Source organism: Enterobacter sp. 01-M-03-SI-ECC, assembly GCF_047530215.1.
GTDB classification, from domain to species: Bacteria; Pseudomonadota; Gammaproteobacteria; order Enterobacterales; family Enterobacteriaceae; genus Enterobacter; species Enterobacter chengduensis.
The window spans coordinates 76907-93013 of record NZ_JBLKDA010000002.1 but is presented as its reverse complement, the minus strand read 5'-3'; the positions used below and the strand labels follow the sequence as shown (position 1 = coordinate 93013).

Genomic DNA, 16107 nt, shown 5'->3' with positions numbered 1-16107 from the left:
CAGGTATCCTTCTAATGTTTGACCTCACCTTGAGTATTAAATAAGCGTGATGGCTGTCCAGAATTGGCGACAAGAAGGGCATGGAAAGAATGCTTTACAAAAAAGGCTGCGCTATGCTGCTTTTTTTCACGCTAATGTAAACGCATACACCGAATTTTTCTTCAGCGCCAGAGGTCATGAGAATGGGTTACCAGCCGGACAAAAATCGTTACACGACAATGGAGTATCGCCGCTGCGGGCAAAGCGGGCTCAGGTTACCTGCCATCTCGCTTGGGCTGTGGCATAATTTTGGCGACACCACGCTTATCGAAAACAGCCGTCAACTTTTACAGCGCGCGTTCGATCTGGGGATTACGCATTTCGACCTTGCCAACAACTATGGCCCGCCTCCGGGATCCGCCGAACGTAATTTTGGCCGTATTTTGCAGGAGGATTTCCTGCCCTGGCGCGATGAGCTGATCGTCTCTACCAAAGCGGGTTATACCATGTGGGAGGGCCCGTACGGCGACTGGGGGTCACGTAAATATCTGCTGGCAAGCCTCGATCAAAGCCTGAAGCGTATGGGGCTGGAGTATGTGGATATCTTTTATCATCACCGTCCAGACCCGCATACGCCGCTGCTGGAAACCATGAAAGCGCTTGACCATGTGGTGCGCCAGGGGAAAGCGCTGTACGTCGGGTTATCCAACTACCCGGCTGTTCTGGCCCGCCAGGCGATTGATATCCTTAACGACCTCGGTACGCCCTGCCTTATCCACCAGCCGAAGTACTCCCTCTTTGAACGTGCGCCGGAAGCGGGGCTGCTGGAGGTGTTGCAGGAAAAAGGGGTTGGCTGCATTCCCTTCTCGCCGCTAGCCGGCGGGCAACTGACCAACCGCTATCTGAACGGCATTCCCGCAGACTCCCGCGCGGCTAGCGGCAGTCAATTCCTTAACCCTGACCAGATCACCGAAGAGAAGCTGGAGAAGGTAAGAAAGCTGAACGCCATGGCCGAAGCGCGCGGCCAGAAGCTGTCGCAGATGGCGCTGGCCTGGGTATTACGCCATGAGAACGTGACGTCTGTGCTGATTGGGGCAAGTAAAGCGGCACAGATTGATGACGCCGTGGGCATGCTGGAAAACCGCCATTTCTCTGCGGAAGAACTGGAGCGTATAGAAGAAATTCTGGGCAGCTCAAAATAAAAACACTTTTAGCAAAAAGTGCTCTCATTCAGGAATTCGGAGTTGAGGCGATGATACGAGCCTTTACCAACTCGTAATATTGCGTTAACAGGCCCCACAAAGGCCCCGATCGTGAAGGAGAAAGAGTATGTTCAGGTCACTGATTCTTGCAGCGGTATTACTGGCTTCATCAGCCCCGCTGATCGCCACTGCGGGCGAAATCACCCTGTTGCCATCAGTAAAATTACAAATTGGCGATCGTGACGACTACGGCAGATACTGGGACGGCGGCTACTGGCGCGACCGTGACTACTGGCATCGTCACTACGAGTGGCGCGGCGATCGCTGGTGGAAGCATGATAACGGCAGACACCGTGGATGGTACAAAGACAAAGCGTACGAGCGCGGCTACCGTGAAGGCTGGAACGACCGTGACGACCGCCGAGGCGGCTGGGGTCGCGGCAGAGGTCACGGACATGGCCACCACGGTCATGATGACTAACAGAAAAAAGGAGCCTCACGGCTCCTTTTTCTTTTAAAGCCCCAACGCGGTGCCAATCAGCAGCCACAGGTTCAGCGCCACGACCACCACCACGATGGCCCACCCGGCCCGTTTCACCAGCGTTGAGTTCACCAGCTCGCCCATCAGGCTTTTATTGCTGGTAAAGATCAGCAGCGGCACCAGCGCCAGCGCGATGCCAAAACTCAGCAGCACCTGGCTCATCACCAGAATTCGCGTTGGGTCGAGCCCCATCAGAATCACAACAAATGACGGCAGCATGGTGACAGAGCGACGCACCCACAGCGGAATATGGAACCGGACAAATCCCTGCATCACCACCTGGCCTGCCAGCGTCCCCACCACAGTAGAGGAGAGACCGGCAGCCACCAGGCTGAGGCCAAATATCGTAGCTGCCGCATGGCTCAGCAGCGGCTCCAGCGTGAGATACGCCTGGTCGAGATCGGCAATACCGGTATGACCGTTAAAGTGGAAAGCCGCGGCTGCCGTCGCCATCATCGCCAGATTCACAAATCCCGCGATGGTCATGGCGATCGCCACATCCCACTTGGTGGCGGAGTAACGCTCTTTACGCGTCCCGCCGTGGAGATGCTGAGTGAGAGAGGAGTGGAGGTAAATCACATGCGGCATGATGGTCGCCCCCAGCACCCCGGCGGCCAGGAACACCGCTTCAGAGGTTGGCAGGCTTGGGATCACCATCCCTTTACCGAGCTGCGCCAGGTTCGGCTGGGAGAAAATCAGCTCGACGATATAGGCCGCCGCGACAAACAGCAGCAGGCCGCCAATGACCTTCTCCAGCGGCTTTTGACCCCGACGCTGCAGCATCAGGATAAGGAACGTGGCAATCCCGGTCAGTACCGCCCCCTGCAGCAGCGACACGCCCAGAATCAGCTTAAATCCGATCGCTGCGCCGATAAACTCAGCGAGATCGGTGGCCATGGCGATGATTTCCGCCTGAACCCAGTAGAGCCAGACGGCCGGACGCGGATAATGGTCGCGAATTTGCTCCGCCAGGTTTTTACCCGTGGCAATCCCCAGCTTCGCGGAGAGCATCTGAATCAGCATCGCCATCAGGTTCGCCCAGACGACCACCCACAGCAGCTTATAGCCGAAGCTGGCTCCGGCCTGAATATTGGTCGCAAAGTTACCGGGATCGATATAGCCAATGGCAGCGATGAACGCAGGTCCCATTAATGCGAACCGCAACTTGCGCGCGGCTCTGCCACTGCTACCCTCTACGCGACTGTTTGTCATTTCTGCCTCTGAAATATAGCCTTTGCTATGTTTAATGCTATCAAAATGAGAATGATTATCAAGATCATTTGTAATGTTTGCAGTGATTTCTCTGATAGCTTTGAACGATAGACGGGCGGGTAAGTGGGGCGATCTAACAGAAACTGAAATCGCGCGCGCTTTTGTGAAGATTAGCACACAAACTTAACTTTTCACTCATTTACCTAACATAACAAAAATGTATTGTGGATCACTATTTTTGAGACTCGTCACAGGATGTAACTATAGTGTGTCCTCGATCTCGTTTTCTTTTCGCTTGTTACATAGAATGTGCACGAAAATTAAACCTGCCTCATATTTGGAGCAAATATGGACCGCGTCCTTCATTTTGTCCTGGCACTTGTTGTCGTTACTGCACTTGCATTGCTGGTCAGCACAGACCGCAAAAAAATTCGTATCCGTTATGTTGTCCAGCTGCTGGTCATTGAAGTTTTACTTGCGTGGTTCTTCCTGAACTCCAACGTAGGCCTCGGCTTCGTGAAAGGCTTCTCCGAAATGTTCGAAAAACTGCTCGGATTCGCCAACGAAGGGACCAACTTTGTCTTCGGTAAAATGAACGACGAAGGCCTGGCGTTCTTCTTCCTGAAGGTTCTGTGCCCTATCGTCTTCATCTCCGCGCTGATCGGTATTCTGCAGCACATCCGCGTTCTGCCGTTCGTTATTCGTGGAATTGGCTTCCTGTTATCGAAAGTGAACGGCATGGGTAAGCTGGAATCTTTCAACGCCGTCAGTTCCCTGATCCTCGGTCAGTCTGAGAACTTCATCGCGTATAAAGATATTCTCGGCAAAATGTCCCGTAACCGCATGTACACCATGGCGGCAACCGCGATGTCTACCGTTTCCATGTCTATCGTGGGCGCGTATATGACCATGCTGGAGCCGAAGTATGTGGTTGCCGCGCTGGTTCTGAACATGTTCAGCACCTTTATCGTGCTGTCGCTGATCAACCCGTACCGCGTTGACGCCAGCGAAGAGAACATCCAGATGTCAAACCTGCACGAAGGCCAGAGCTTCTTCGAAATGCTGGGTGAATACATTCTGGCCGGTTTCAAGGTAGCGGTTATTGTTGCCGCCATGCTGATCGGCTTCATTGCGCTGATTTCTGCGCTGAACGCCCTGTTCGCCGCGGTGCTGGGTATCTCCTTCCAGGGTATTCTGGGCTACATCTTCTACCCGGTTGCATGGGTGATGGGCGTGCCGGCTCACGAAGCGCTGCAGGTCGGCAGTATTATGGCAACCAAACTGGTTTCTAACGAATTCGTTGCGATGATGGATCTGCAGAAAATTGCCAGCACGCTTTCTCCGCGCGCGGAAGGCATTCTGTCCGTGTTCCTGGTCTCCTTTGCGAACTTCTCGTCCATCGGGATTATCGCGGGGGCGATTAAAGGCCTGAACGAAGAGCAGGGTAACGTGGTTTCTCGCTTCGGCCTGAAGCTGGTTTACGGCTCTACGCTGGTAAGCGTCCTGTCTGCTTCCATCGCGGCACTGGTTCTGTAACGTTTAGCGTTAAACAAAAACCGGGAGCCTGCTCCCGGTTTTTTTATGCCCGTAATTCTTCCAGCGGTTGGGGTTTGCCTATCAGATAGCCCTGCAGGTAATCCACGCCGAAGCGGAGCAGCATCTCCCGCTGGGCCGGTGTTTCTACGTATTCCGCGACGACGCACAGCGATTTCGTCTTCGCCAGATTACACATGGACTGCACGATCATCGCATCCATATCATCGGTACAGATGTCTTTCACAAAGCAGCCGTCAATTTTAATGATGTCTGCCTGCAGGCGTCTGAGGCGCTCATAGTTAGCGTAGCCAGTACCAAAATCATCAATAGCAATCCGGAAACCATAATCCCGCAGCTGCTGAATATTGTGGATGCTGCAGCCTGAATTTGAGAAGGCCTGCTCCTCGGTAATCTCAATCACGACGGCCTGAGGCGCCACGCCGTAGCGTTCAAACAGCGCGCAAATCTCGGTCCCCACCTCTTTTTGCATCAGCGTGAGCGGCATAAGATTGACAGAGAAACGAACGCCGGCCTGCGTTGCGGGGTGTTCGCGCAGCCACACCAGTAATTTTTCCATAACGCACATATCAAACCGGTGGCTGAGGTTAAACTGCGCTATCAGCGGAATAAAGCGGTCAGGAGTAATGATCTCCCCCTCGCTCTCCATACGCGTCAGAATTTCGTAATACCCGTTCCCGTCCGCCTTCTGGATGGGCTGTGCGTATAAATGGAATTGATCCGCCTCCAGGGCATGCTTAATCCGCGCCAGCATCAGGACGCGCTCTGTCGTTTGTCCTGATGCCGCCTCAAGGCTATTGGTAAGTGCGAGAACGTTGTGCTCTCCGCAGGCCTGCTCTGCCAGCCAGCTCAGCTGCCCCAGCGTGTGGTGCAGCTTTTCGCCGTTTTCGACCATTCCCCAGGACGCACCAAATTCAATGTCCAGCCCGGTGTTGTTCCAGAAAATCTTACGGCTGTTCAGCCGATCAACCATGTGCTGGAGGCGTTCGGCGATCCCCGGGCCCAGTAGTACCAGCACCAGCTCGCTTCCCGGTAGCTGGAAGAGCGTCTCATCTTTCTGCAAAAGTGGCTGCAGCGACGAGGCGATCGTTCGTTTGCAATGGACCCGCATCAGGATCCCATAGTGACGGCTCAAAAATTCCAGGTTGTCCATACGCAGAATGCACACTTTGGCATCCGGATGAACCTCAAGATGCTCCTCCAGCGCACGAATATTGGGCAAACCGGTCAGCGGATCGGTCAGCGCCCTGCCCTGCCAGCCCCGCTTCAGCCACTCGCTGCGCTGGTAAATCCGCGACATGTAAAGCAGGCAGATGGCAAAAGAGATCAGCACGGAGAGAATAAAGGAGAGTGAATGGCCCGATTCCACCCCATTCAGGAAGTTATAGTTGTAGGTCAACAGCAGAAGCGCAGAAACTGCCCAAAGCAGAGAGATAAGCGCATAGGTCAGACGGCTTATCGCCAGGGTAAAAAGAATAAAAATCAGCGGCATTAAATAGCCCGCAATCACGGGGGATTCAAAAGGCCCACATAAAATGGCGAGAATGAAGCCTAAAAGCATCAGCCAAACAGATATATACAATGAATTTTTATGGGTAAAAATGGGCGCCACGCTTCGCCGCCAGAAGGTGATGGCATAGCGAGGATTAATTATCATTCTTAATGGGTAATAGAACATCATGGTAAAAATCAACGCCGCACATATCAGGCTTTGTATATCCACAACGTTATAAATTACCGTACCTTCGCCGAAAAAGGTTGAAATAGTCACCGGAAAATCAAAGAAATAGCCTGCCAAATACATCGACAGCTTAATACCTAACGGCACGATAAAACCGAGCCAGAATATCCGTAGCCCGATGTGCCTATTAGGGATGCTGTAGCGCCAGCGCTTGCCCAGCATGAGGCGTAGCAGGCCGCACGCCGCGAACAGCGCAAAGGTCTGACAGAACAGTAAAACTGAATATTGTAGCGGCGCTAAATTAACATAAAATAAATTAGTGACAGTAAAACCTAACACAATTGGAAGAATTGCCCGGCGCCCAAATAGCAGAATTATCGCCAGCATAACGCTGAGAGGTAACCATGCTAAATAAACGTCGTGACCATTCACAATTGCGCGGGGAGAAAGATAACGGGATACAGGTACCGCAATCAGGCAAAGTGCCAGGGCAATTATAAATATCTTTACATTATTGTACGTTTTTCTATTCATTAAGTTGAGGGGTATATTATCCGTTCGAATCATTGACCGGATGGATAATAGGTTTATTAATTGCACGAATCAAGTTCAAGTCTATTTATAGACTGGTTTATTGACGTCGATTGAGGTGAGGTATGGGAATACCTTCTTTTTGATAACAAAATACGGTGGCAGGCGTAACATACAGATAAAAAAAACCCCCGTCATTCGACGAGGGTTTACAATTTTGGTGGAGCTAAGCGGGATCGAACCGCTGACCTCTTGCATGCCATGCAAGCGCTCTCCCAGCTGAGCTATAGCCCCACATGTGACTTTACTGACCGCACTCTGTTGGGTTCAGAGTTTGGTGGAGCTAAGCGGGATCGAACCGCTGACCTCTTGCATGCCATGCAAGCGCTCTCCCAGCTGAGCTATAGCCCCATCGTAAAGCTGTCATGTTGACGGGCGGCATAATATGAATTCCGCTGCGGAGTGTCAACGGCAAAATCAACGACCGCCGTTCGATCGCCGAAAAATCATGCAAATGAAACACTTTGCGAGCCTGCTCGCAGTCAGGAGTTAAGCCTGTCACGTTTTCACGTAAAACGGTGCTATAAAATGAGCCGTTAATTAACCCCACTGATATTCAGGAAATTGCATGATCAAGGAACGAATGACGCCGGAAGAGTTAGCCCTCCTCACTGGCTATAGCCGACAGACCATCAATAAATGGGTACGCAAAGAGGGTTGGATTACGTCACCAAAACCAGGCGTCCAGGGCGGGAAAGCGCGCCTGGTACATGTGAATGAAAAAGTTCGTGATTTTATTCGCAGCGCACGTCGCGCAAGCGAAACGTCCGAACTGCCGGAAGGCACCAGCCATGACGGGTCGCTTCACGCCCTGCTCCTGACGCTGGCCAATGAAATGACGCCGGAAGAACAGAAGCAGATGACATCGCTGTTAATGCGGGAAGGGATTACCGGATTGTTGCAACGTTTAGGGATTCGCGATCAGAACTGATATGAAAAAATTACGGAGCAAAATGACCACGGAAGAGCTGGCGGAGAGTTTGGGCGTTGCCAGACAAACGGTTAATCGCTGGATACGCCAGCAGGGTTGGAAAACGGAAGGACTCAACGGCGTGAAAGGCGGCCGTGCACGGCTAATTCATGTCGATGCGCGGGTGAAGGAACATATTATGAGCCTCCCGGCGGTTCGCAACCGTCAGGCGGTTTACCATCTCGCGGAGGCCACGTCATCCTACAATGACCCCTCTTCAAATCTTTCTCCGGGTATTATTGAGACGCTGGAGAGTATGACTCCGTCAGAGCAGAAGCGGCTGGACACCTTATTGAAACGCGAAGGCATCCACGGTTTTCTTATGCGTCTGGGTATCGCGGAAGAAGAGGCATAAAAAAACGGCAGGTTACCCTGCCGTTTGCTTTATCTGAGACGTGATTACTGCTGACTTTCACGTTCAGCGATAAAGTCCAGCGCCTTGTTGATGCGCGCCACGCTGCGTGATTTGCCGATCGCGTGAACCGTTACATCCAGCGCCGGAGACTGTCCCGCACCGGTTACCGCTACGCGCAGCGGCATACCGACTTTACCCATGCCGACTTCCAGCTCGTCTGCCGTCGCCTGAATGGCGTGATGCACATTCTCAGCGGTCCACTCGGTAAGGGCGGCCAGCTTGTCACGCACCACTTCCAGCGGCTGACGCGCAACCGGGCGGAGGTGTTTCTTCGCGGCGTCCGCGTCAAACGCGTCAAACTCTTCATAGAAGTAGCGGCAGCTTTCGGCAATCTCTTTCAGCGTTTTGCAGCGCTCGCCGAGCAGTTTCACCAGGTCCGCCAGCTCTGGGCCCGTGCGGGTATCAATATTTGCCTGCTCAATGTGCCACTGCAGATACGTCGCCACATATTCTGGCGGCATGGTATTGATGTAGTGATGGTTCAGCCACAGCAGCTTGTCGGTATTAAATGCGCTCGCGGATTTACTGACAGAACTCAGAGAGAACAGTTCGATCATCTCTTCACGGCTGAAGATCTCCTGGTCACCGTGGGCCCAGCCCAGACGCACCAGATAGTTCAGCAGCGCTTCCGGCAGATAGCCGTCGTCGCGGTACTGCATCACGCTTACCGCACCGTGACGCTTAGAGAGTTTTTTCCCGTCATCACCGTTGATCATGGAGACGTGGGCATAAACAGGCACAGGGGCGTTCAGCGCCTTCAGGATGTTAATCTGACGCGGCGTGTTGTTGATATGGTCCTCACCACGAACAACGTGGGTAATTTCCATATCCCAGTCGTCAACGACCACGCAGAAGTTGTAGGTTGGGGAACCGTCGGTGCGGCGGATGATCAGATCGTCCAGCTCCTGGTTGCTGAATTCAATTGGGCCGCGGATCTGGTCGTCAAAGATCACCGAGCCCTCTTGCGGGTTAGCAAAACGCACTACGCAAGGCTCATCAGCAGCATGCTCGCTGTGGTCGTGGCGGCAGCGGCCGTCGTAACGCGGTTTTTCACCGTTCGCCATCTGCGCTTCACGCAGCGCGTCCAGACGCTCTTTCGAGCAGTAGCATTTATACGCCGTGCCCGCCACCAGCATTTCATCAATGACGGCGTTATAGCGGTCAAAGCGTTTGGTCTGGAAGTAAGGGCCTTCATCCCATTCCAGATTCAGCCAGTTCATCCCATCCATAATGGCTTCAATTGCTTCCGGGGTGGAGCGCTCGAGATCGGTGTCTTCAATACGCAGCACGAACTCACCTTTGTTGTGGCGTGCGAAAAGCCAGGAATAGAGAGCGGTACGTGCACCACCGACGTGCAGATAGCCTGTCGGGCTCGGCGCGAAGCGAGTTTTGATTTTCATGAAATGGCCTTACGTTATAAAGATGCCGGCAATCGGCAAATCCTGGGGAAAAAACGATGGGCAATATTCTATCACTGTGGGGGGATTCCTCAATGTCGATCCCTTTATCATGGCCGAGTTTGCGATTTTTGTTTAGAAATCATGCTCCATAGCCCGTTTCGCGATCGTTTTGTTTAATTTTACGACGAACGAATAAAAACTTTAGAAAATGCGTTGACTCATTTTCAACTCTCCCTATAATGCGACTCCACACAGCGGGGGTGATTAGCTCAGTTGGTAGAGCATCTCCTTTACACGGAGGGGGTCGGCGGTTCGAGCCCGTCATCACCCACCATCTACTTCGGTAGACTCGCAGTGTAGATAAGTATTGAGATTGGGCGATTAGCTCAGTTGGTAGAGCATCTCCTTTACACGGAGGGGGTCGGCGGTTCGAGCCCGTCATCGCCCACCAATCTCACCTTATCGCAGCAGTTCCGAAATGGGCGATTAGCTCAGTTGGTAGAGCATCTCCTTTACACGGAGGGGGTCGGCGGTTCGAGCCCGTCATCGCCCACCATTTCGGGTCGTTAGCTCAGTTGGTAGAGCAGTTGACTTTTAATCAATTGGTCGCAGGTTCGAATCCTGCACGACCCACCAATGTAAAAAAGCGCCCTAAAGGCGCTTTTTTGCTATCTGCGATACAGAGCCTACACAACCCTTACGCCCCTGTTAACGTCTTTATCAACGTCTTCACCGCTGGCGTCGCCTGCTTCTCGTCATACACCACATATAAATCTGCCGGAATACGCTCTTTCAGCGGGCGGAACACCACGCCCGGCCACTGCATTTGCGCGTAGCTGTCTGCGGCGAGCGTAATCCCCATCCCCATGCTGATCATCGCCAGCACCGTTTGCGGCTCAACGGCTTCGCGTACAATCAACGGTGAAAATCCGGCCTGCTGGCAAACGCGATGTAAAAATGCCCAGTCTGAATGTGCGGCAGGCATCGTGACAAAATACTCGTCCTGTAACTCCGCGAGCGCAATCGATGATTCGCTCACCAGCCGGTGATCCTCCGGCATCGCCACAAGAAAAGCCGCCTCCCGCAACCGCAGGCTGGTAAACCCTGCTGTAGGTTCCGTTGCCATTCGCCAGATACCGACATCCAGCTCCCGGCGCTCAAGCAGCGCCATCTGCATAACCGGCGATTTTTCGCGAAATACGACATCAACGTTCGGATGCCCTTTCAAAAAAGCGCGCATGACCGTGCGCACCTCACTCCACATGGCGGTACCGACAATTCCCAGCTCAATGCGCCCTGCTTCCCCCCGGCCAATCTGCTCGACGCGAGCCAGCGCCTGGTTTGCGCTGGCAAGCAGCCGACGAGACTCTTCCATCAGCACTTTACCGGCATGCGTCAGGGCGACGCTTCGCGAGTGGCGAATGAACAGTAACGTGCCCAACTGACTTTCCAGCTCTTTAATATGCAGGCTTAACGGCGGCTGAGACATATTGAGGCGGGCCGCAGCCCGTCCAAAATGCAGCTCTTCAGCCACCGCCAGAAAATAGCGCAGCAGCTTAAGATCGGTCCGATAGACGCGTTCCATCAAAACATATCCCGGCGAAAACACTTATGTGCCTACCATAAAGCCTTTCTGCTTCAAGGGGGGAAATTTAGTGCGCAACTGTGCGCATCTCGCTGTTTTTACAGGAATGACGGTAGTTAAAGCTGAAGTAAAAGACCACCGCGAGCGCCAGGGCATAGGCCGCAAATACCAGCCAGATTGTCTGCCAGTCCTTGACTCCGTCCACCGAGAAATAATCGACCGCCATACCGCTCAATACCGATCCGAAATATGCCCCGATGCCGTTAACGGTCGTCATAAACAGCCCTTGCGCGCTGGCGCGGATATCGGCGCTTACCTCCTGTTCAACAAATACCGATCCTGAAATATTAAAGAAGTCGAACGCGCAGCCGTACACAATCATGGAAAACATGAGCAGCACAAAGCCTGTCGCGGACGGATCGCCAAAGGCAAACAGACCAAACCGCAACATCCAGGCCACCATGCTCATCAGCATGACGGCTTTAATACCAAACCGTCCGAGGAAATACGGAATGGTCAGAATGAAGAACACTTCAGACATTTGCGAAACGGAGAGCAAAATGGACGGGTATTTGACGATAAAGCTCTCGGCATATGCCGGATTACGGGCAAAATCATGCAAAAAGGGGCTGCCAAAGGTATTGGTTATCTGCAGCACGGCGCCCAGCAGCATCGCGAATAAAAAGAATACCGCCATGCGGGGCTGTTTAAACAGGATAAACGCATTAAGGCCCAGCTTGCTTGCCAGAGACGTAGCCGTTTTCTGCTTCGCCACCGGAATAGCCGGCAACGTCAGAGAATAAAGCGCCAGCAGCAGGGACGCGGCAGCTGCAATATAGAGCTGCACGCTGCTTAACTCTGCCCCCATCAGGCTTATTGCCCACATCGCGGCAATAAAGCCCACGGTGCCATACACCCGCACTCGCGGAAAATGGCTCACCGTATCCAGCCCCGCCTGCTCAAGACAGGAGTAGGAAATGGTGTTCGACAGCGCAATCGTGGGCATGAAGGCCATCGCGTTCACCAGCATGACCCAGAACATCAGACTGGGCTCATTCACCTGGGCTGCATAACAGAGCGCGATAGCGCAGACGAGGTGGCAAATGACGTAGGTGCGGTCGGCCCGCAGCCACTTGTCGGCAATAATCCCCACCAGCGAAGGCATAACGATCGCGGCAAGGCCTTTGGAACTGTACACCATGCCCACGTCGGAGCCGGTGAAGTGTAGGGTGTTAATCATGTAAGCACCGAGGGTAACCAGCCAACTCCCCCAGATAAAATATTGCATAAAGGACAGCATCTTTAAGCGAGTCGTGATGTTCATAGCCCATTCCTTATCGCAGTGTGGCCCTGGCGGGCCACTTTATTGTTTTACTCAGGCAATATGGCGGAGAAAACCGCAGATAAGATTGATAAAGTTCTGTCGGGAGAGCTCAGCGGCAGCGAGGGTTTGTTCATGCGAGAGTTTTACCTCCCCCAGACCTTCGGCGAGATTGGTAATTGCAGAAACGGCCACGGCCTTCAGGCCGCAGTGACGCGCGGAGATGACTTCCGGCACCACGGACATCCCCACCACATCGCCGCCGATAATTTGCATCATGCGGATCTCGGCCGCCGTCTCGAAGTTCGGGCCAGGATAAGAGACAAACACCCCTTCATGCAGCGGGAAGCCTTCTTTTGTTGCCACGGCTTGCAGAACGGCACGGTAATCCGCGTCGTAAGCATTAGCCAGCGAGAAGAAGCGCTCGCCAAAGCGATCATCGTTCAGCCCCACCATCGGCGTGCCCGGCATGGTGTTGATATGGTCGCTCAGGGCAACCAGGCTGCCTGGCTGAACCTCCGGGCGCAGTGAACCCGCCGCATTGGTGCTAAACAGCAGCTCGCACCCCAGCAGCTTAAAGGTGCGGATCGCATCCGTCATGATGGTCATTCCCCGCCCTTCATAGAAATGGCCGCGCCCCTTCATGCAGGCCACCGGCACGCCGGCCAGATGCCCGAGCACCAGCTCGCCTGCGTGACCGTGGACGGTGCTCACCGGGAAGCCCGGCAGCCTTTCATAGCTCAGGGAAACGGCGTCATCAATCTGGTCGGCAAGTGCGCCCAGGCCAGAGCCGAGAATAAACGCCACGCGAGGCGTGAAGTTCGGCTTAGCGGCGCGAATGATGTCGGCGCAGTACCACGGGTTATTCGAGAGGGTCATAGAGGCTCCTTGAGGATGAAGTTCGCGATGTCGCCATCGCATGACTTACGTCTTATATCCGCAGCCTGCAGGTGACCTCCAATACACTTTCACCGTACCATCCATACCGATCGTGTATTGATGTAACTCCCTGCCAGATATGACAGTTTCTCTCAAGCTAATCCCAACGGTGCCGATATCTCTGTTTTATCACGCGAGGAAAAAGTATGACCACCATTCAGGCTTCAACCCAACCCATTCAAACCAGCAGTGCCGGGAGCGGGGCTTCAGGCGGTAACGATATCGCTGCGCAAATCAGCCGCATTCTCAACAAGATCCAGAAGCTGACTCAGCAGTTGAACGACCTGGCGAACAGCCCCATCAGCGTGGATGAGAAGAAGAAGCAGCAGGAGCTTATTCAGAACCAGATCAAAATGCTGCAGGCGCAGCTCGCCGCGCTGCAGCGCCAGCAGGCCGAAGAGGCACAGAAGAAACAGGATCAAGCGCTCGGCAAAGTGGAAGGGGTTAACAGCCCGTCAGACGATCGTCAGATCGATATCTATATCTGATCGTCTGACGGATTAAACAGTGGGTCGCGTATGCGGGCTTCGGTTAAGCGTTGTGCCTGAATACGCACCACTTCCCAGATAGCCTGCGCCGCCCCTGAGAGTGAGCGATTTTTCCGCCGCACCAGCATCAGCCTTCGCTCGACAACGGGCGTTAAGCGCCTGACGGCCAGTCGGCTTCCCTGCGGCAGGGGAAGCGCCAGGGCGGGCAACACGCTGATGCCAATGCCGGCTTCCACCATGGGAAACAGCGTCGCCGGGTGACCGATTTCCTGCACGATCGTTGCCCTTACGCCCTGATTCGCCAGCGCGGAATCGATCAGCGGGCGGCTGCCCGAGGCATAATCCTGCAAAACCAGGTTCGCACCCTGCAGGCGCTGCCAGCTGACTTCCGGCAGCGATGCCAGCGGATCGTCATCCCGACAGAGCAGCAAAAAGGGCTCAGAAAGCACGCTTTCGCAGGCCAGATCGCTTACCTGACCGGGATCGATAACAATACCAAAATCGACATCCCCCTGGCGGATGCTCTCCAGCACCCACTGCTGCGGCCGGTCATGCAGGACAAAATCAATATCCGGATAGCGGTGGCTTCCCTCGGCAATGCACTGCGGAATCAGGTGCGCGGATATCGTCTGGCTGGCCGCGACCCGCACGGTACCCGAAAGCTGCTGCCCGAGTCTCCCCACGTCTCTGAGCGTGCTGTTCAGCTCATCCAGCAGGCGTTCAAGGCGCAGAGCCAGCTGCTGTCCCGCTTCGGTCAACACCACCTCACGCGTGGTGCGATCAAGCAATCTGACCCCCGTTTGATTCTCCAGCTCTTTTACGCTGTGGCTGACCGCCGACTGGCTCAGGCCAATCATCTCCCCTGCCCGGCTGAAGCTGCGGGCATGGGCGACGTTGACAAAAATGCGAAGCTGGCGTAGGGAATAATTCATCTGTTTAATTCATGAATGGATGCAATAAATCAATTTTATTTCTCAAATGGAAAAAAGCACAATAGCGACATCTGTTTTCAGGAGTCATTATGAAACTATTTCGTATTGTTGATCCGTTTACGCTAACCCTCGTCGTCACCGTTTTACTGGCCTCGTTCTTTCCCGCCCGCGGCGGCTTCGTCCCGTTCTTTGAAGGGCTGACGACGGCCGCCATCGCGCTGCTGTTTTTTATGCACGGCGCAAAGCTCTCCCGAGAAGCGATTATCGCGGGCGGTAGCCACTGGCGACTGCACCTCTGGGTGATGTGCAGCACGTTCATTCTGTTCCCGATCCTCGGGGTGCTGTTTGCCTGGTGGGCACCGGTAAACGTTGACCCGGCGCTCTACACCGGCTTCCTGTATCTGTGCATTCTGCCCGCTACCGTGCAGTCCGCCATTGCCTTTACCTCTCTCGCCGGTGGCAACGTCGCGGCCGCGGTCTGCTCGGCGTCGGCCTCCAGCCTGCTAGGGATTTTCGTCTCCCCGCTGCTGGTGGGCCTGCTGATGAACATGCACGGCGCGGAGGGTAACCTCGAGCAGGTGGGCAAAATTTGCCTGCAGCTGCTGCTGCCGTTTGTGCTGGGCCATCTCTCCCGACCGTGGACGGGCGCGTTTGTGGCGAAGCACAAAAAGTGGATCTCAAAAACCGACCAGACCTCGATCCTGCTGGTGGTTTACTCCGCCTTTAGCGAAGCGGTCGTGAACGGGATCTGGCACAAGGTGGGCGCAGGCTCGCTGCTGTTTATCGTGGTGGTCAGCATTGTCCTGCTGGCGATTGTGATTGCGGTAAACGTTTTTGTGGCGCGCAGGTGCGGCTTCAACAAGGCGGATGAGATTACGATTGTGTTCTGCGGTTCGAAAAAGAGCCTGGCGAACGGTATCCCGATGGCCAACATTCTGTTCCCGACCTCGGTGATTGGAATGATGGTGCTGCCGCTGATGATATTCCACCAGATCCAGCTGATGGTCTGCGCGGTGCTGGCGCGTCGCTACAAGCGCCAGACCGAAAAGCTAGCGCAGGAAGAGACCCGCGCCGCGAAGGCTTAAGGACGCTTCAGGGGCTGAACCAGCTGGGTCAGCCCCTCGGTTTTGATCAGTAACGTGATGGCCATCAGCTCGCCCAGCCGGCCTGCCGGGAATTCATCCTTGCGGGCAAACCACAGCAGATACTCCTCCGGCAAATCAATCAGCCGGCGGCCCTTGTATTTACCGAACGGCATTTCCGTATTGGCAATCTCAACGAGCTGTTCTTTCTCCAC

The 16107-nt window shown here is 54.2% G+C and carries 15 protein-coding genes and 6 tRNA genes; 11 read left to right on the top strand and 10 right to left on the bottom strand.

All coding sequences use genetic code 11. The features are described 5' to 3' along the window. Window positions 1-182 precede the first annotated feature (182 nt). Window positions 183-1181 (top strand): L-glyceraldehyde 3-phosphate reductase, encoded by a 999-nt coding sequence (mgrA, locus tag ACMWKK_RS02385; RefSeq protein WP_112779845.1) that lies wholly within the window; start codon window positions 183-185, stop codon window positions 1179-1181. Between the two features lie 127 nt (window positions 1182-1308). Further along, complete coding sequence (locus ACMWKK_RS02380) at window positions 1309-1662, top strand: DUF2502 domain-containing protein (protein ID WP_045331822.1); 354 nt, start codon at window positions 1309-1311, stop codon at window positions 1660-1662. A 33-nt stretch (window positions 1663-1695) separates the two neighbouring features. Here ACMWKK_RS02380 and ACMWKK_RS02375 read toward each other — a convergent pair whose 3' ends face one another. Beyond that, window positions 1696-2934 carry an Nramp family divalent metal transporter gene (locus tag ACMWKK_RS02375; RefSeq protein WP_112779846.1) on the bottom strand — a complete coding sequence of 413 codons (1239 nt, stop codon included), beginning with the start codon at window positions 2932-2934 and terminating at the stop codon, window positions 1696-1698. A 348-nt stretch (window positions 2935-3282) separates the two neighbouring features. On the opposite strand from ACMWKK_RS02375, the gene ACMWKK_RS02370 reads away from it, so the two are divergent. After that, entirely contained in the window at window positions 3283-4470 is a 1188-nt protein-coding gene (locus ACMWKK_RS02370; RefSeq protein WP_014884725.1) for a NupC/NupG family nucleoside CNT transporter, read from the top strand. 43 nt (window positions 4471-4513) lie between these two features. Here the strand turns inward: ACMWKK_RS02370 and ACMWKK_RS02365 are convergent, their stop codons facing one another. The 3 genes from ACMWKK_RS02365 to ACMWKK_RS02355 all read right to left on the bottom strand — a co-directional run bounded on the left by ACMWKK_RS02365 (window position 4514) and on the right by ACMWKK_RS02355 (window position 7111). Continuing rightward, a complete protein-coding gene (locus ACMWKK_RS02365) occupies window positions 4514-6703 on the bottom strand; it encodes an EAL domain-containing protein (RefSeq protein ID WP_112779847.1) in 2190 nt (729 codons plus the stop codon). Between the two features lie 215 nt (window positions 6704-6918). Next, window positions 6919-6994 (bottom strand) — tRNA-Ala (locus ACMWKK_RS02360). A 41-nt stretch (window positions 6995-7035) separates the two neighbouring features. Beyond that, a tRNA-Ala gene (locus tag ACMWKK_RS02355) sits at window positions 7036-7111 on the bottom strand. A 217-nt stretch (window positions 7112-7328) separates the two neighbouring features. Between ACMWKK_RS02355 and ACMWKK_RS02350 the strand changes: the two genes are divergently transcribed. Continuing rightward, window positions 7329-7691 carry a YfeC-like transcriptional regulator gene (locus ACMWKK_RS02350; protein WP_045332208.1) on the top strand — a complete coding sequence of 121 codons (363 nt, stop codon included), beginning with the start codon at window positions 7329-7331 and terminating at the stop codon, window positions 7689-7691. Window position 7692: 1 nt separating this feature from the next. Beyond that, window positions 7693-8085, top strand: a complete 393-nt coding sequence (locus ACMWKK_RS02345) for a YfeC-like transcriptional regulator (RefSeq protein WP_112779849.1) — start codon at window positions 7693-7695, stop codon at window positions 8083-8085. Between the two features lie 44 nt (window positions 8086-8129). Here ACMWKK_RS02345 and gltX read toward each other — a convergent pair whose 3' ends face one another. Beyond that, complete coding sequence (gene gltX / locus ACMWKK_RS02340; RefSeq protein WP_112779850.1) at window positions 8130-9545, bottom strand: glutamate--tRNA ligase; 1416 nt, start codon at window positions 9543-9545, stop codon at window positions 8130-8132. Between the two features lie 258 nt (window positions 9546-9803). Here gltX and ACMWKK_RS02335 point away from each other — a divergent pair. The 4 genes from ACMWKK_RS02335 to ACMWKK_RS02320 all read left to right on the top strand — a co-directional run bounded on the left by ACMWKK_RS02335 (window position 9804) and on the right by ACMWKK_RS02320 (window position 10181). Continuing rightward, window positions 9804-9879 (top strand) — tRNA-Val (locus ACMWKK_RS02335). Window positions 9880-9920: 41 nt separating this feature from the next. Further along, window positions 9921-9996: transfer RNA gene (locus ACMWKK_RS02330), tRNA-Val, on the top strand. A gap of 29 nt (window positions 9997-10025) precedes the next feature. Next, window positions 10026-10101: transfer RNA gene (locus tag ACMWKK_RS02325), tRNA-Val, on the top strand. 4 nt (window positions 10102-10105) lie between these two features. After that, a tRNA-Lys gene (locus ACMWKK_RS02320) sits at window positions 10106-10181 on the top strand. 61 nt (window positions 10182-10242) lie between these two features. Here ACMWKK_RS02320 and ACMWKK_RS02315 read toward each other — a convergent pair. From ACMWKK_RS02315 to xapA, 3 genes are all read right to left on the bottom strand, one after another. Beyond that, complete coding sequence (locus tag ACMWKK_RS02315) at window positions 10243-11130, bottom strand: LysR family transcriptional regulator (protein ID WP_112779851.1); 888 nt, start codon at window positions 11128-11130, stop codon at window positions 10243-10245. 67 nt (window positions 11131-11197) lie between these two features. Beyond that, entirely contained in the window at window positions 11198-12454 is a 1257-nt protein-coding gene (locus ACMWKK_RS02310; RefSeq protein ID WP_112779852.1) for a nucleoside permease, read from the bottom strand. Window positions 12455-12505: 51 nt separating this feature from the next. Then, the gene (xapA, locus tag ACMWKK_RS02305; protein ID WP_112779853.1) at window positions 12506-13330 is read right to left on the bottom strand and encodes a xanthosine phosphorylase; all 825 of its coding nucleotides are present in this window, start codon (window positions 13328-13330) and stop codon (window positions 12506-12508) included. A gap of 206 nt (window positions 13331-13536) precedes the next feature. Here xapA and ACMWKK_RS02300 point away from each other — a divergent pair, with 206 nt between their 5' ends. Continuing rightward, window positions 13537-13878 carry a FlxA-like family protein gene (locus ACMWKK_RS02300; protein ID WP_112779854.1) on the top strand — a complete coding sequence of 114 codons (342 nt, stop codon included), beginning with the start codon at window positions 13537-13539 and terminating at the stop codon, window positions 13876-13878. Here ACMWKK_RS02300 and ACMWKK_RS02295 read toward each other — a convergent pair. Then, window positions 13869-14810, bottom strand: a complete 942-nt coding sequence (locus ACMWKK_RS02295; RefSeq protein ID WP_112779855.1) for a LysR family transcriptional regulator — start codon at window positions 14808-14810, stop codon at window positions 13869-13871. The genes ACMWKK_RS02300 and ACMWKK_RS02295 overlap by 10 nt on opposite strands. Before the next feature lie 89 nt (window positions 14811-14899). Here ACMWKK_RS02295 and ACMWKK_RS02290 point away from each other — a divergent pair, with 89 nt between their 5' ends. Then, complete coding sequence (locus ACMWKK_RS02290; protein WP_032659301.1) at window positions 14900-15895, top strand: bile acid:sodium symporter family protein; 996 nt, start codon at window positions 14900-14902, stop codon at window positions 15893-15895. On the opposite strand, the gene ACMWKK_RS02285 is transcribed toward ACMWKK_RS02290, so the two are convergent. Beyond that, window positions 15892-16107: a DUF3820 family protein gene (locus tag ACMWKK_RS02285; RefSeq protein WP_003861328.1), complete on the bottom strand. Its 216-nt coding sequence runs from the start codon at window positions 16105-16107 to the stop codon at window positions 15892-15894. The genes ACMWKK_RS02290 and ACMWKK_RS02285 overlap by 4 nt on opposite strands.

Bases quoted from the DNA above. Each gene is read 5' to 3' on its own strand.
- mgrA (WP_112779845.1), top strand. From the start codon at position 183: ATGGGTTACCAGCCGGACAAAAATCGTTACACGACAATGGAGTATCGC.
- ACMWKK_RS02380 (WP_045331822.1), top strand. From the start codon at position 1,309: ATGTTCAGGTCACTGATTCTTGCAGCGGTATTACTGGCTTCATCAGCC.
- ACMWKK_RS02375 (WP_112779846.1), bottom strand. From the start codon at position 2,934: ATGACAAACAGTCGCGTAGAGGGTAGCAGTGGCAGAGCCGCGCGCAAG.
- ACMWKK_RS02370 (WP_014884725.1), top strand. From the start codon at position 3,283: ATGGACCGCGTCCTTCATTTTGTCCTGGCACTTGTTGTCGTTACTGCA.
- ACMWKK_RS02365 (WP_112779847.1), bottom strand. From the start codon at position 6,703: ATGAATAGAAAAACGTACAATAATGTAAAGATATTTATAATTGCCCTG.
- ACMWKK_RS02350 (WP_045332208.1), top strand. From the start codon at position 7,329: ATGATCAAGGAACGAATGACGCCGGAAGAGTTAGCCCTCCTCACTGGC.
- ACMWKK_RS02345 (WP_112779849.1), top strand. From the start codon at position 7,693: ATGAAAAAATTACGGAGCAAAATGACCACGGAAGAGCTGGCGGAGAGT.
- gltX (WP_112779850.1), bottom strand. From the start codon at position 9,545: ATGAAAATCAAAACTCGCTTCGCGCCGAGCCCGACAGGCTATCTGCAC.
- ACMWKK_RS02315 (WP_112779851.1), bottom strand. From the start codon at position 11,130: ATGGAACGCGTCTATCGGACCGATCTTAAGCTGCTGCGCTATTTTCTG.
- ACMWKK_RS02310 (WP_112779852.1), bottom strand. From the start codon at position 12,454: ATGAACATCACGACTCGCTTAAAGATGCTGTCCTTTATGCAATATTTT.
- xapA (WP_112779853.1), bottom strand. From the start codon at position 13,330: ATGACCCTCTCGAATAACCCGTGGTACTGCGCCGACATCATTCGCGCC.
- ACMWKK_RS02300 (WP_112779854.1), top strand. From the start codon at position 13,537: ATGACCACCATTCAGGCTTCAACCCAACCCATTCAAACCAGCAGTGCC.
- ACMWKK_RS02295 (WP_112779855.1), bottom strand. From the start codon at position 14,810: ATGAATTATTCCCTACGCCAGCTTCGCATTTTTGTCAACGTCGCCCAT.
- ACMWKK_RS02290 (WP_032659301.1), top strand. From the start codon at position 14,900: ATGAAACTATTTCGTATTGTTGATCCGTTTACGCTAACCCTCGTCGTC.